This is a genomic window from Streptomyces sp. NPDC034043 (assembly GCF_055575675.1).
On record NZ_JBVISF010000015.1, the window covers coordinates 55,479 to 68,891 of the forward strand.

At 73.1% G+C, this 13,413-nt stretch carries 12 protein-coding genes and 1 pseudogene; 8 read left to right on the forward strand and 5 right to left on the reverse strand.

Features of this window, described 5'->3' with window-relative positions; all coding sequences use genetic code 11:
* Window positions 1-223: 223 nt before the first annotated feature.
* Together ACZ51S_RS28770 and afsR are read right to left on the reverse strand one after the other, a co-directional pair.
* On the reverse strand, window positions 224-424 hold the full coding sequence (locus ACZ51S_RS28770; RefSeq protein WP_468477103.1) for a hypothetical protein: 201 nt from the start codon (window positions 422-424) through the stop codon (window positions 224-226).
* Between the two features lie 205 nt (window positions 425-629).
* A complete protein-coding gene (gene afsR, locus ACZ51S_RS28775) occupies window positions 630-3,704 on the reverse strand; it encodes an SARP-family global regulator AfsR (RefSeq protein WP_468962404.1) in 3,075 nt (1,024 codons plus the stop codon).
* Between the two features lie 154 nt (window positions 3,705-3,858).
* Here afsR and ACZ51S_RS28780 point away from each other — a divergent pair, with 154 nt between their 5' ends.
* Entirely contained in the window at window positions 3,859-5,109 is a 1,251-nt protein-coding gene (locus tag ACZ51S_RS28780) for an amidohydrolase family protein (RefSeq protein WP_468477101.1), read from the forward strand.
* 27 nt (window positions 5,110-5,136) lie between these two features.
* Window positions 5,137-5,553: a PIN domain-containing protein gene (locus ACZ51S_RS28785; RefSeq protein WP_468962406.1), complete on the forward strand. Its 417-nt coding sequence runs from the start codon at window positions 5,137-5,139 to the stop codon at window positions 5,551-5,553.
* A gap of 12 nt (window positions 5,554-5,565) precedes the next feature.
* Here the strand turns inward: ACZ51S_RS28785 and ACZ51S_RS28790 are convergent, their stop codons facing one another.
* Window positions 5,566-5,778, reverse strand: coding sequence for an alpha/beta fold hydrolase (locus ACZ51S_RS28790; protein WP_468803638.1), 213 nt, complete (start codon window positions 5,776-5,778; stop codon window positions 5,566-5,568).
* Between the two features lie 101 nt (window positions 5,779-5,879).
* On the opposite strand from ACZ51S_RS28790, the pseudogene ACZ51S_RS28795 reads away from it, so the two are divergent.
* Window positions 5,880-6,077: pseudogene (locus ACZ51S_RS28795) on the forward strand (DUF397 domain-containing protein); the annotation flags it as partial.
* A 554-nt stretch (window positions 6,078-6,631) separates the two neighbouring features.
* Here ACZ51S_RS28795 and ACZ51S_RS28800 read toward each other — a convergent pair.
* Window positions 6,632-6,979 carry a hypothetical protein gene (locus ACZ51S_RS28800; protein ID WP_468962408.1) on the reverse strand — a complete coding sequence of 116 codons (348 nt, stop codon included), beginning with the start codon at window positions 6,977-6,979 and terminating at the stop codon, window positions 6,632-6,634.
* Between the two features lie 678 nt (window positions 6,980-7,657).
* Between ACZ51S_RS28800 and ACZ51S_RS28805 the strand changes: the two genes are divergently transcribed.
* Entirely contained in the window at window positions 7,658-8,542 is an 885-nt protein-coding gene (locus tag ACZ51S_RS28805; protein ID WP_468803640.1) for a trypsin-like serine peptidase, read from the forward strand.
* Window positions 8,543-8,584: 42 nt separating this feature from the next.
* On the opposite strand, the gene ACZ51S_RS28810 is transcribed toward ACZ51S_RS28805, so the two are convergent.
* Window positions 8,585-9,025 carry an NUDIX hydrolase gene (locus ACZ51S_RS28810; RefSeq protein WP_468803641.1) on the reverse strand — a complete coding sequence of 147 codons (441 nt, stop codon included), beginning with the start codon at window positions 9,023-9,025 and terminating at the stop codon, window positions 8,585-8,587.
* 323 nt (window positions 9,026-9,348) lie between these two features.
* On the opposite strand from ACZ51S_RS28810, the gene ACZ51S_RS28815 reads away from it, so the two are divergent.
* The 4 genes from ACZ51S_RS28815 (at window position 9,349) to ACZ51S_RS28830 (ending at window position 13,389) form a co-directional block, all read left to right on the forward strand.
* Entirely contained in the window at window positions 9,349-10,263 is a 915-nt protein-coding gene (locus tag ACZ51S_RS28815) for a L,D-transpeptidase family protein (protein WP_468803642.1), read from the forward strand.
* A gap of 112 nt (window positions 10,264-10,375) precedes the next feature.
* Window positions 10,376-11,323 (forward strand): TIGR03619 family F420-dependent LLM class oxidoreductase, encoded by a 948-nt coding sequence (locus tag ACZ51S_RS28820; RefSeq protein ID WP_468803643.1) that lies wholly within the window; start codon window positions 10,376-10,378, stop codon window positions 11,321-11,323.
* A 15-nt stretch (window positions 11,324-11,338) separates the two neighbouring features.
* On the forward strand, window positions 11,339-12,136 hold the full coding sequence (locus ACZ51S_RS28825; RefSeq protein ID WP_468477092.1) for an SDR family NAD(P)-dependent oxidoreductase: 798 nt from the start codon (window positions 11,339-11,341) through the stop codon (window positions 12,134-12,136).
* 119 nt (window positions 12,137-12,255) lie between these two features.
* The gene (locus tag ACZ51S_RS28830) at window positions 12,256-13,389 is read left to right on the forward strand and encodes an LLM class flavin-dependent oxidoreductase (protein WP_468477091.1); all 1,134 of its coding nucleotides are present in this window, start codon (window positions 12,256-12,258) and stop codon (window positions 13,387-13,389) included.
* Window positions 13,390-13,413 lie beyond the last annotated feature (24 nt).

Genomic DNA, 13,413 nt, shown 5'->3' on the forward strand with positions numbered 1-13,413 from the left:
GTGGACACACGGACGCGCGGCGGCCGCGGTGGTCCCCCTCCGGCCACCGCGGCCCCCGTGCGTCGTTCCCCCGTGCGGACGGCCCGGATTCCCCCGAATCCCCCGTGGACCGTCCGTCCCGGCGTTCTCCCCCCCCCCGTACGCCCCCCGAGCGGTTCCCCCGTACGACCGCTCAAGGGCCCCCCGTACGTTTCCCCCCGTACGCCTTGCCGTGCTCCCGGTGTTACGGGAGCGGGCCGGACGCGTGGTTGTCCAGCGAGACGATCTCCTCGCCGGAAGCGTGGACCCCGTCCGGTGTCTCCCCGGGCTGCGCCACCGGCGGCTCCGCGGGAAGCTCCCGCGGATCGACCTCGGCGCCCGAGGCGTGGTTGTCGAAAGGTCTGATGTCTCCGTCGAGCGGCAGGCTGTTCTCGTTCGTCGTCATCGGATCTCCAGATCGTGTGTCGGGCCCGTTCGGCGGTTCCCCCGTGGACCGCCGAACGGGTAGTCCTCCAACCGGCCCGGATGCCCCCCGAAGCGCCGGGTCGATGTATCCATGGTGGCGTGAGGCGATAAACGAACGATGAACGTCCACGTCCATCGCGAAGCCACCCGGCCGCCACCCGGCCGCCGCGCCGCCCGGGGCGCGGTCAGGCGGCCAGTTCCGACGCCAGCAGGGCCCGCACCTCGGCCAGTTCGGCGGACCCCAGCTGGGCGAACACCGTCTCCGCGTCCCGCCAGCAGGCCCGCGCCCGGTCCGGCTGGCCCAGGCGCCACAGCGCCTTCCCGAGGACGGTCAGCACCGTCGCCCGGCGCCACTCCCCGCCGATGCCGCGCAGCGCGATGGCCTGCTCGGCGTGCTTGGCCGCCAGGGTGGGCCGCAGCGCCGCCAGGTGCGCCTCGGCGAGCCGGAAGTGCGTGACGCCCTCCCACAGCGGCTGGCGGTTGTCGTGGAACAGCGACAGGGCCTCACCGAGCTGGGCGAGGGCCTCGCCGAGCCGGCCGGCCTGGGTGAGGGCGATGCCCAGCGCGTAGCGGCCGTTGGCCAGGCGCAGGGTCAGGCCCATCCGGTCGTAGACGGCGATGCCCTGCTGGGCGAGGTCGATGGCGCTGCCGAGGCGGCCCAGGCCGACGTGGATGCGTGAGAGGTTGCACAGGGCGCTGGCCTCGCCGATGCGGTTGTCGTCGGCGCGGAAGTTCTCTATGGCCTCCAGCAGGTAGCGCTCGCCGTCCTCGTAGCGGTTCTGGTAGAGGGCGATGATCCCCCGGTCGTTGGGGGCCCAGCAGCTGGGCAGCGGGTCGCCGGCCTCGCGCGCCAGGTCCATGGCCTGGCGGGCCTCGTCGTCGGCCTCGCAGAAGCGCCCGGCGAAGAGGTGGACCATGGTCAGCGTGGTGCGCGCCCGGCCCTCCGCGCGCGGGTCCCGCGCGGCGCGGGCTGCCTCGCACAGGGTCAGCGCGGCGGACTCGTACTGCTTGGAGTTGGCACCGGACTCGGACAGGTCCTTGGCCGCCCACAGCAGGTCCACGGCCCGGCGCAGGGCCCCCGGGCGGCCGGCGGACTGCCGTACGCAGGCCAGCAGCGGGTCGGCCTCGGCGAAGAGCCAGTCAAGGGCGGCGCGGGGGTCGGTGAGGACCAGGCCGGGGTGGCGGGTGGCACTGAGGTGGGCGGGGAGCCGGTCCCCGGGGCGCTCCACGGAGTACACGCGGGCGGCGGTGGCGAGGTAGAAGTCGAGGAGCCGGTCCAGGGCGTCCTCGCGGCCCGGGGCCTGCTCGTCCCGTTCGGCGCACGCACGCGCGTAGAGGCGTACGAGGTCGTGGAAGCGGTAGCGGCCGGGCGCGGCGGATTCCAGCAGGGAGCAGTCGACTAAAGCCTCCAGGAGGTCCTCGGTGTCGTGCTCGGGCAGGTCGAGGACGGCGGCCGCGGCGGCCAGGGAGATGTCGGGGCCGTCGGCGAGCCCGAGCAGGCGGAAGGCGCGCTGCTGGGCGGGCTCCAGCTGGCCGTAGCCCAGCTCGAAGGTGGCCTTGACGGCGAGGTCGCCGGCCTGGAGCTCGTCGAGGCGGCGGCGCTCGTCGGCGAGCTTGGCGGCGAGGACGGAGACGGTCCAGGTGCGGCGGGCGGCGAGCCGGGACGCGGCGATGCGGATGGCGAGCGGCAGGAACCCGCAGGCGCCGACGACGTCGAGGGCGGCCTGGCGTTCGGCGCCGACCCGTTCGGCGCCCACTATGCGGGTGAACAGCTGCAGGGCCTCCTCGGGGCTCATCACGTCGAGGTCGACGAGATGGGCCCCGGCGAGGCCCGACATCCGGACCCGGCTGGTGACGAGGGCGGCGCAGCCGGCGGTGCCGGGCAGCAGCGGCCGTACCTGGGCGGCGTCCCGGGCGTTGTCGAGCAGGACCAGGACGCGGCGGCCGTCGAGGATCGAGCGGTAGAGCGCGGCCCGGTCGGCGGGGGAGTCGGGGATGGAGCTGTCGGGGGTGCCGAGGGCCCGCAGGAAGGAGCCGAGGACGGCTTCGGGGAGGGCGGGGCGGGGTTCGGTGCCCTGGAGGTCGACGTAGAGCTGGCCGTCGGGGAAGTGCGGGCGGGCGGCGTGCGCGACGTGCACGGCGAGGGTGGTCTTGCCGACACCGCCGATGCCGGCCAGCGCGGAGACGGCCATCACCTGCCCGTCGGCGCCGGCGAGGATCTCCCCGAGCTCGGTGACGAAGGCGGCGCGCCCGGTGAAGTCGGGCACGGTGGCGGGCAGTTGCGCGGGCCTCACGGGGACGGGTGCGGCGGCGGGCGCGGGGCCCTCGGCGCGGGCGAGTTCGGCGTCGGCGTTCAGGATCCGCTGCTGGAGCGCGGAGAGCTCGGGGCGCGGGTCGACGCCGAGTTCCTCGGCGAGGAGCCGACGGGTGTCCGCGTACACGGCGAGGGCCTCGGCCTGCCGGCCGCTGCGGTAGAGGGCGAGCATCAGCAGCTCGCGCAGCCGCTCCTGGAGGGGGTGGGCGGCGGTGAGGGCGGTGAGCTCGGAGACGGCCTCGGCGTGGTGGCCGACCTCCAGGTCGAGGTCGAGGCGGGTCTCCAGCAGCTGGAGGCGCCATTCGGACAGACGGGTGCGCTCGGTCTCGGCGTGCGGGCCGGGGACCCCGGCGAGGGGCTCGCCGTCCCACATCTCCAGGGCGCGGGCCAGCAGCGTACGGGCGAGGGTGCGGTCCCCGGCGGCGCGCGCCTTCTCGGCGTCGGCGGCCAGGCTGCGGGCGATGCCGAGGTCCAGGGCCTCCTGGTGGCGCAGCCGGATGGCGTAACCGCCGGCGTCGCTGACGAGCAGCCCGGGTTCGAGGACCTTGCGCAGCCGGGAGGCGTAGGTGCGGATGGTGGCGAGGGCCTGCTGCGGGGGGTCGTCGCCCCAGATGGCGTCGATGAGCTCGGGTGCGGTGGCGGTGCGGCCGTCGCGCAGGAGCAGTACGGCGAGCAGCGCGCGCTGCTGGGGGCTGCCGGAGGGCAGTCCCACGCCGCCGCGCCAGGCGCGGACGGGGCCGAGGACGGCGAAGCGGTTGTCGGCGGTGGCGGTGGCGGTGGCGGGGGAGGGGGCCGGGGCGGCTGCCGCGTGCGCGCCGGGGGACACGGGGGTGTCCGGGGGCGTGCGGGTGCTGGTGCTGGTGCGGTTGTCGGTGCGGGTGTTGGTGCGGGACCGGGCCGCTTCGGGGTGGTTCCGCTGGTGCGGGATGGCCGGTACGCCGTCCATCTGTCGTCCCCCCTGCCTTCCGTCGGTTTAAGGGTCAGTCTGCCCTGTGTCGCGCGTACGCGTCAGCCCGCGGCGGAGCCATCCGCTCCTGGCCGAAGCGCGACCGCGGCCGGAGTAGCTGACGGTTCGTCAGATCAGCGCTACGGTAGAGCGCATGGAGACCTTCCCGAAGATCATCTCGGTGGACGACCACACGGTTGAGCCCCCCAACGTCTGGCGGGACCGGCTCCCGTCCAAGTACCGCGACACCGGCCCCCGGATCGTCCGCGCCCCCCTCAAGGAAATGACCTTCCTCGGCGGCAGGTTCGCGCCCGTCATGGGCGCGAGGGGCGACGAGGGCCCGGTCGGCGACTGGTGGGTGTACGAGGATCTGCACCGGCCGCTCACCCGCCTCGACACCGCGGTGGGGTACGACCGTGACGAGATCAAACTGGAAGTCATCACCTACGAGCAGATGCGCCCGGGCTCCTTCTCGGTTCCCGAGCGGCTCGCCGACATGGACGTCAACCACGTCCAGTCCGCCCTCTGCTTCCCCACCTTCCCGCGCTTCTGCGGCCAGACCTTCACCGAGGCCAAGGACCGCGAGCTCGGGCTGCTCGGCGTACGTGCCTACAACGACTGGATGGTGGAGGAGTGGTGCGGCCCCGAGGCACACGGCCGCCTCATCCCGCTGACCCTGGTCCCGCTGTGGGACGCGCACCTCGCCGCCGCCGAGGTCCGCCGCAACGCCGCCCGGGGCGTGCGCGCGGTCGCCTTCTCCGAGATACCCCCCCACCTGGGGCTGCCGTCGATCCACACCGACGAGTGGGACCCCTTCCTCCGGGCCTGCGACGAGACCGGCACGGTCATCGCCATGCACATCGGCTCCTCGTCGAGGATGCCGTCCACCTCCGCGGACGCCCCGCCGGCCGTCGGCTCCACCATCACCTTCGCCAACTGCTGCTTCTCGATGGTCGACTGGCTGATGAGCGGCAAGTTCGAGCGCTTCCCGAACCTGAGGATCATGTACGCGGAGGGCCAGATCGGGTGGATCCCCTACGTCCTGGAGCGCGCCGACGTGGTCTGGGAGGAGAACCGGGGTTGGGGCGGAGTCGCCGACAAGGTGCACCGCCCGCCGTCCGAGCTCTTCGCGGAGCACGTCTTCGGCTGCTTCTTCGACGACGCCTTCGGGCTGCGGAACCTGGGCGCCATCGGCGTGGGCAACGTCCTCTACGAGACGGACTACCCCCACTCGGACTCCACCTGGCCGAAGTCCCGCGAGGTCGGCGAGGCGCAGATGGGCCACCTGGACGCGGAGGTGGTGGACCGCATCGTGCGGGGCAACGCGATCGACCTGCTGGGACTGACGGCGGAGGGGCTCTGGGCTGCCGGACCTGACCGGCCCGGTGGAGCCGTCTGCCGGTGAGGTCGACGATGTGCAGGCCAGGGCGGTATGACCGAGCGCTTCCTGATCGACAAGTCCGCCCCGGCCCGCTATCCCAAGCCGCCAGTGCGTGCCGTGATCGATCCGCTGCACGTTGCGGGAGTGCTGGGTGTGTGCGGCGCGGTGGAACTGGAGGTTCTTTACGGCGCCCGCTCCAAGGCGGACGCCGACCGGGTCCGAGCAGGGTGGGGAGCCTTCGCCTGGCTTCCGGCCCCGGACGAGGTCTGGGACCGGGCCCTGGAGGTGCAGAAGCAGCTGATCGAGACGGGGAAGTGGAAGGCGGTGTCACTGCCGGACCTGGTCATCGCGGCGACGGCTGAACGGCACGGCGCGACCGTCCTGCACTACGACGGCGACTACGACATGATCGCCGCCGTCACGGGCCAGTCGATGCGGTGGGTCGTCCCGCGCGGCACGGCGGACTGACGCCGGAGGCCGTCAGACGGTGGTGCGGGCGGCCGTCACGGCCGGGCGGACGTGCCTCGGGAGGAGCTCCAGGAAGCGCTCCGGGTGGCGCAGCGCCGCGAAGTGACTCGCGTCCTCGATCAGCTCGAACGCCTTCACCGGAGCCTCGACCGCGTCGAAGTACGCCTTCGCCCGCGCCGCCGGGGTGATCACGTCCCGGGCGCCCTGGAAGACGAAGAACGGCATCCGGAAGATGGTCCCCTCCGCCCAGACGTCGATGCCGTGGGAGCCGGGCGTGACGGACTCCGAGAAGCCCTGGGCCCTGAAGTACGCCGCGATCCGCCCGAGGCGACGGCGACAACTGCGTCGAAGTAGCCCTCTCCTGGCACAAGTCGACGTACAGCAGTGCCGACGGTGACGACTGCGTCGAGGTGGCCACCTGCGCGCAGGCCGTCCACGTCCGGGACTCCAAGGTGACGGCCGGGCCCGAGCTGGCCCTGGCCCCTGCGGCCTGGGTGGCCTTCCTCGGCGGCGTCACGGGCTGACGGGGTTCCGGCCGGGCGGTCTCGGGGAAGGTCGGGGGCTTCCCGTCAGTCCCATCGTCCTTCCGCGTCGGGCCGGCCTGTCAAGGGCGCTCCTTCGTCGCGTCGCTTCGCGATGGCCTTCGGCCACCCCTTGACAGACCGTCCCGCCCCGGAAAAACGAAGACTGCCGGGAACCCCCAAAGAAACGGGACGGTCCAGAGGAGAAGGGACGGGTCCGTCACGGACCAGTCGAGGGACCGGGCACCGGCCCACCGGGCATCCGGGCCCCCTTCGGCCTCATCCGAGCCAGGACCCGCGGCGGATCGCTACGCGCTCCTCCCGGCTTGGCGTCCGACGACCGTCCTGGGCCGATACCCGCACCAGAGGGTGACGAGAAGCCCGCCGGGGACCGGCAGGCGCATCAGATCGCTACGCGCTCCTCAGATCTCGGCGACAGCGGGCCTCTGGGTCCGATACCCACACCAGAGGGTGATCAGGAGCCCATCTGGAGCCGACAGGCGCGCCAGATCGCTGCGCGATCCTCGGGATGTCATCAGATGTCGATCAGAGGCGCATCAGGGGACGACCGGGACCCGTCGCGCCCATCCGGTGGCGGCGTGGATCACGTCGCGCTCCTCTGAGGTGGCGGGGCGGAAGTCGAGGCGCTCGCCGTACCAGTCGAGGACTCCACTGCGCAGCTCGGCGGCCAGCTCGTCGAGTCCGTCGGTCTCGAACATGTCGTTCGCATCCGACGGACGTCCCGGTGCCGCCGTCTGGAAGAGGACGACCTGGATGAAGTCGAAGGCTCCCTCGCCACGGTCATAGGTGAGCTCGCCCGTGGTGATCCGTACGTAGAACGGCAGCCCGTCACCGTCTTCGCCGATGCCCACGACACCGTTCAGATCCATGTGTTCCCGACTCATGCGCCCATTCTCCGCTCCGGACGGCCGCCGTTACATGAGGAACGGATACCGGTCCCTCGCGTCTGCGGGTATCTGCCCAGGACGGTCGTCGGACGCTGAGACGAGGGGAGCGCGTAGCGATCTGGTGCGCCTGTCGGCTCCTGGCGGGCTGCTCGTCACCCTCTGGTGCGGGCATCAGCCCCAGAGGCCCGCTGTCGCCAAGCCGGGAGGAGCGCGTAGCGATCTGTCGCGGGCCCTGGCTCGGATGAGGCAGAAGGGGGCCCGGATGCCCGGTGGGCCGGCGCCCGGCCCCTCGACTGGTCCGTGACGGACCCGTCCCTTCTCCTCTGGACCGTCCCGTTTCTTTGGGGGGTTCCCGGCAGTCCTTGTCTTTCCGGGGCGGGACGGTCGGTCAAGGGTGGAGCGAAGCGACATCGCGTAGCGACGCGAACGAAGTGAGCGCCCTTGAGGGACCGGCACGAACCGGAAGGACGATGGGACTGACGGGAAACCCCCAAACCCTCCCCGACCCGGCCCCACCAGGGCTCCGTCCCCGTGCCCCGTCCCCCGCCCGGTCTGCCCGCGCCGCGACAGGCGCAGGGGGCGCCGCCCGTCTCCGACGTGATTCGGCCAGGTTGGTTCGCGCCAACCCCGGTCCGCCCGACCCTCCGGCCTTGCTCTTCGGTGCACCCCCAAGGCATGCTCGCCACGGGCGAAGCGGGAGGGATCATGGCGGTGGACAAGCGGTCCGTGGTGACGGCGGTGCTGTGTGCGTTGGCGGCGCTGGGCGCCTCTGCGGCGGTGGCCGAGTTGGCTCCGCCCCCCGAGGGGGCCGCTCCCGTGCGGGCCGAGTCGGCCCTGCCCTCGGCGTCACCGACCGGGCCGTCACGGCCGCAGGTGTCCAAGCCGCAGCTCGCCACGCCGCCGCCGGCCGCCACGTCGCCCGCCGCCGCGAACCCACGGCCCGGCGGGACCGCCGCGTTCACCGGCGCCCTCTTCACCGGGGGCCTCGACGGTGAGCACTTCTGCACCGCGACCGTGGTGCGCAGCCCCGGCAAGAACCTGATCGTCACCGCCGGCCACTGTCTGATGGAGGGCAAGCAGTCCGGTGGCGCCGGCGCCGTCTTCGCTCCCGGGTACGTGAACGGAACGGCCCCCTACGGCGTGTGGAAGCTCGACGAGGTCTACGAGGACGAGCGCTGGGCCGAGGGCACCGACGACGACTACGACCTCGCCTTCGCCCGTCTCGCCCCCGACGACAAGGGTCGCGCCATCGAGGACGTCACCGGCGGCGCGCCGCTGGACACCTCCGGCCGCGCGGGCGAGGAGGTCACGGTGACGGGCTACCCCGCCGACCGCAAGGTTCCGCGTACCTGCACGGCGGTCGCCGTCCGCACCGGTGAGCGGGAGCAGCGCTTCGACTGCGCCGATTTCCCCGGCGGCACCAGCGGCAGCGCCTGGATCGGCCGCGACGGGAAGATCATCGGCATCCTGACCGGCGGGGACACGGACGACGTCTCCACGAGCACGGTCCTCGGCGACTACGCGGCCAGGCTCTACGCGCGGGCCACCGCCCAGCGCTGACCCCGTACGGCCCGGCCGGCCCGCCCCGCATCTCGGTGCGGTTCAGGCGAGCAGCCCCAGGTGCACCGGTTCGGCGGGGGTGCGGGCGAGGAGCTCGGGCAGGCGCGGGGGCCAGAGCGGTTCGCCGAGGCCGGCGAGGCGTTCCGGGGAGAGCCACTGCCAGTGGATGCCGGGGGCTTCGAGGACCGGCTCGCGGCGGGGGCCCGTGGTGACGTAGATGTGCTCGTGCTGGCGAACCCGGACGCCCTGGTGGGTGAAGTCGTGCTCCCAGGTGCACAGCAGCCGCTGCGGCTCCAGGTCGGTCCACCCGGTCTCCTCGCGCAGCTCGCGCCGCACGCACTCCTCCGGGGTCTCCCCCGGGTCCATCCCGCCGCCCGGGGGCAGCCAGTGGATGCCGACTTCGACGTTGTTCTCGCGGAACAGGAACACCGATCCGCTGGGGGAGAGGACGACAATGCGGGCTGCCTGGCGCGGAGTTCTCATCAGATCAGAGTAAGTCGGGCGGTACCGGGGCGGGAGGGGTCGGAGGAGTGCAGGCGTGCCGGAGTGCCGGGCCGGGGCGTGCCGCTCCGCCGGTCCCCGTGATGGTTCCGCTTCCGCTCCGGAGCCGCCCCCGCCCCCCGGGCCGGGCCGTCGCCGGGCCGGCGCCACGCCGACGGTGACCGGCACCGGGCCGCCGGCGGAGCCCGGCGGCGGCCCGGGCCCGGCGGCGGCCCGGGCGGCGGCGTCCGTTTTCCCGCGCCGCACGGTGCGCGGCGTACCGCCGTTCGCGGGGAACGATGATCACCTGATGTACCTTCGGGTGGATGAGCAAGCACGCCCGAGCCGGCTCCCGCTTCCGGACCGGTGGCCGTACGCTGTCCCGTACGGGCCCCCGCGCGGCCGAACGCCGACGTTCCGCTTCGGCCGCCCGCCCGCCGAAGGCCCTGATCGCCGTGGCCGTCCTCGGCCTGCTGACCTTCGCCGCCGGCTGGGTGCACGCCCTGCACGAGCAGCCCGGCGCGCCCGTCCCGGCGGCCCGTTCGGACGCCCGCCCCCAGGGCCCGGCCGCCCAAGGGGTCCGCCCCCAGGCCGCCCCCGCGCAGGGCGTCCCCGCCCACGCCACCCGCGGCACCCCCCGGGCGGACGCGCTCCACGGCCTCCCCGCGTCCCTCAGCGCGGCGACCCGTGCCCGGATCCCGGCGAGCGCCCGCCAGCTGGTGCTGGTCACCGGCAAGGCGAAGGACTCCTCGGACTCCACCGTCACCTTCTTCCAGCGGACCGCCCCGGGCGCCGACTGGACCGCCGCCGGGCACTGGCCGGCCCGCAACGGCGCCAAGGGCTGGTCGACCGAGCGCGAGTACGGGGACCTGACCTCCCCGCAGGGCGTGTTCTCCCTGACCGACGCGGGCGGGCTGCTGCCGGCGCCGCCCGGCACGAAACTCCCGTACGACCAGGACGAGGGTTTCGTCCCGTCCGGCCGGGGCGTGAACGGCGAGTCCCTCGACGGTTCCTTCGACTACGTCGTGGCCATCGACTACAACCGCCGCAAGGGGGTCTCCCCGCTCGACCCGGGCATGCCGGAGGGCGAGGACAAGGGCGGCAACATCTGGCTCCACGTGGACCACGACGGCCCCTCCCAGGGCTGCGTCGGCCTCCCCAAGGAGGCGATGAAGCAGCTGCTGCGGACCCTGGACCCGGCGGCGAAGCCGGTCATCGCCATGGGGCCCTCCGGGTTCTGAGCCCGCCCGCACCGAAGCCGCACGCACCCCTTGCCTGACGGACCGTCAGCTACGACGATGGCCCGGCACCGCACGACGAATCGGCGGCACACGAAGGCGAGGCGGGCCCGGCATGGCACGCGTGTTTCCGGAAGGCCGGCTGGCGTACGGGATGCAGCTCCCCGTCCAGTCGCAGAGCACCCTCTACGCCGAGCCCTGGGAGGCCTCGGCCGGCGCGGCCGACCTCGCCGAGGTGGCCCGCGCCGCCGACCGGGCGGGCTTCGGGTACGTGGCCACCTGCGACCACGTGGCCGTCCCGCGCCGCCTCGCCGGCCCCATGGGCACCGTCTGGTACGACCCGGTGGCCACCCTCGCCTTCCTGGCGGGGATCACCCGGCGGGTGCGGCTGCTGAGCCACGTCGCGATCGTCGGCCTGCGCCACCCCCTGGTCACCGCCAAGCAGTACGCCACCCTCGACCACCTCTCCGGGGGCCGGCTCGTCCTCGGGGTGGGGGCCGGGCACGTCCAGGAGGAGTTCGAGGTGCTCGGCGTCGGCTTCGAGCGCCGGGGGGCGCTCCTCGACGAGTGTCTGGACGCCCTGCGCGCGGCGCTGGGCCCCGAGGAGTACCCGGAGTTCGACGGGGAGCGGTTCTCCTTCCGCGACCTCGGGCAGCTGCCCCGGCCCGCGCAGGCGCGGATCCCCGTCTGGGTCGGCGGCTCCTCGCCGGCCGCCGTCCGCCGGGCCGCCGTGCGCGGCGACGGCTGGCTCCCGCAGGGGGACCCGCGCGAGCGGATCCCGGGGCAGGTCGCCCGGATCCGCGAGCTGCGGGAGGCGGCCGGGGCCGGGGGGCCCTTCGAGGTCGGCGCGATCACCGAGCCGCTGTACGTGGGCGAGCCGGGCTGGGACACCGGCCGCCGGACCCTGACCGGCAAGGCGGAGGCGCTCGCCGGGTCCCTCCGGGAGTACCGGGCGCTGGGCGTGGACCAGGTCCAGGTCCGCTTCCGCAGCCGCGACCGCGCCGAACTCGTGGACCAGATCGCCGCTTTCGGGGCCGAGGTGGCCCCGCTCCTCAACGACTAGCGACCGGGGGGACCCATGGGCAAGCTGGACGGGCGCGTCGTCGTCATCACCGGTGCGGCGCGCGGCCAGGGCGAGCAGGAGGCCCGTCTCTTCGCCGCCGAGGGCGCGCGGGTGCTGCTGGGCGACGTGCTGGACGAGCGGGGCGCCGCGGTCGCCGGAGAGATCGCCGCGGAGGCGGGCGGTGACCGGGCGCGGTACGTACGGCTGGACGTGAGCCGGGAGGAGGACTGGGCGGCCGCCGTGGCGGTGGCGAAGGACGCCTTCGGCCGGGTGGATGGGCTGGTGAACAACGCGGGCATCCTGCGGTTCAACGAGCTGGCCTCGACCCCGCTGGAGGAGTTCCGCCAGGTGATCGAGGTCAACCAGATCGGGGCCTTCCTCGGCATCAGGGCGCTCGCCCCGGAGATCGCGGCGGCCGGCGGCGGGACCATCGTCAACACCTCCTCCTGCACCGGCCTGACGGGCATGGCGTACGTGGGCGCGTACGCGGCGACGAAGGCCGCGATCCTGGGTCTGACGCGGGTGGCCGCGCTGGAGCTGGCCGCGAAGAACATCCGGGTCAACGCCATGTGCCCGGGCGCGGTGGACACCCCGATGGCGAACCCGGGGCTGCTGGACCCGGCCGGGGTGACGGACGGGGCCAGGGAGGCGATGGCCGGGCTGTACGAGCGAGTGGTCCCGCTGGGCCGGGTGGGGCGGCCGGAGGAGATCGCGAAGCTGGCCCTCTTCCTGACCGGCGATGACTCCTCCTACATCACGGGCCAGCCGTTCGTGGTGGACGGCGGCTGGACGGCCGGGGTCAGCCTTCCCTGAACGTTCCTGACGGTACGTCAGACGAGGCCCTACGGCTCTCTTGACGGTCCCGCCCCGGCGGTGGAACAGTCGGACCATCAAATCTGACGTCACGTCAGAAACCTAAGGACGGTGACCCCTTGGAATTCGGGCTCTTCGTGCAGGGATACGTGCCTGAGGCGCGTTCCAAGGTCGACCCCGAGGCGGAGCACAAGGCGCTGCTCGAGGAGACCCAGTACGTCATCCAGGCCGACAAGTCCGGCTTCAAGTACGCCTGGGCCTCGGAGCACCACTTCCTGGAGGAGTACTCCCACCTCTCCGCCAACGAGGTCTTCCTCGGCTACCTCGCCGCCGCCACCGAACGCATCCACCTCGGCTCCGGCATCTTCAACCCGCTCGCCCCGGTCAACCACCCGGTGAAGGTGGCCGAGAAGGTCACCATGCTCGACCACCTCTCCAAGGGCCGCTTCGAGTTCGGCACGGGCCGTGGCGCGGGCAGCCACGAGATCCTCGGCTTCCTCCCCGGCATCACGGACATGAACCACACCAAGGAGATCTGGGAGGAGACCATCGCGGAGTTCCCCAAGATGTTCCTCCAGGAGGAGTACGAGGGCTTCCAGGGGAAGCACTGGTCACTGCCGCCACGCAAGATATTCCCCAAGCCGTACGGCAAGGCCCACCCGGCCATGTGGTACGCCGCCGGCTCCCCCTCCTCGTACGCGATGGCGGCGAGGAAGGGCCTCGGGGTGCTGGGCTTCAGCGTCCAGAAGGTCTCCGACATGGAGTGGGTCCTGGAGCAGTACAAGACGGCGATCCAGGAGGCGAAGGCGATCGGGGCCTTCGTGAACGACAACGTGATGGTCACCTCGACGGCGATCTGCGCCGAGACGCACGACAAGGCGGTGGAGATCGCGGTCAACGCGAACATGAACCGCTTCCAGTCGCTGGTCTTCCGCTACCACGACACCTTCCCGCGGCCGGAAGCGATCCCGCAGTGGCCCGAGACCCTGCCGGAGTACAACGCGGAGATCATCGAGCTGCTCATCGCGGAGGAGCTGCTGATCTGCGGCGACCCGTCGGAGGTGCGGGCCCAGTGCGAGCGCTGGGAGCGGGCGGGCGCGGACCAGCTGTCCTTCGGCCTGCCGACGGGCGTCTCGTACGAGGACACGATGACGACGATCAAGCTGATCGGCGAACACGTCATCCCGCACATCGACACCGACCCCGTCCACCGCACGACCCGCTTCCGCGAGTCCGCCCCGCCGATTTCCTGACGCGCCGCTCGCACGGCTCGGTCG

Excerpts from the sequence above, each read along its gene's own strand:
- ACZ51S_RS28770 (WP_468477103.1), bottom strand. The coding sequence starts at position 424 with ATGACGACGAACGAGAACAGCCTGCCGCTCGACGGAGACATCAGACCT.
- afsR (WP_468962404.1), bottom strand. The coding sequence starts at position 3,704 with ATGGACGGCGTACCGGCCATCCCGCACCAGCGGAACCACCCCGAAGCG.
- ACZ51S_RS28780 (WP_468477101.1), top strand. The coding sequence starts at position 3,859 with ATGGAGACCTTCCCGAAGATCATCTCGGTGGACGACCACACGGTTGAG.
- ACZ51S_RS28785 (WP_468962406.1), top strand. The coding sequence starts at position 5,137 with ATGACCGAGCGCTTCCTGATCGACAAGTCCGCCCCGGCCCGCTATCCC.
- ACZ51S_RS28790 (WP_468803638.1), bottom strand. The coding sequence starts at position 5,778 with ATGCCGTTCTTCGTCTTCCAGGGCGCCCGGGACGTGATCACCCCGGCG.
- ACZ51S_RS28800 (WP_468962408.1), bottom strand. The coding sequence starts at position 6,979 with ATGAGTCGGGAACACATGGATCTGAACGGTGTCGTGGGCATCGGCGAA.
- ACZ51S_RS28805 (WP_468803640.1), top strand. The coding sequence starts at position 7,658 with ATGCTCGCCACGGGCGAAGCGGGAGGGATCATGGCGGTGGACAAGCGG.
- ACZ51S_RS28810 (WP_468803641.1), bottom strand. The coding sequence starts at position 9,025 with ATGAGAACTCCGCGCCAGGCAGCCCGCATTGTCGTCCTCTCCCCCAGC.
- ACZ51S_RS28815 (WP_468803642.1), top strand. The coding sequence starts at position 9,349 with ATGAGCAAGCACGCCCGAGCCGGCTCCCGCTTCCGGACCGGTGGCCGT.
- ACZ51S_RS28820 (WP_468803643.1), top strand. The coding sequence starts at position 10,376 with ATGGCACGCGTGTTTCCGGAAGGCCGGCTGGCGTACGGGATGCAGCTC.
- ACZ51S_RS28825 (WP_468477092.1), top strand. The coding sequence starts at position 11,339 with ATGGGCAAGCTGGACGGGCGCGTCGTCGTCATCACCGGTGCGGCGCGC.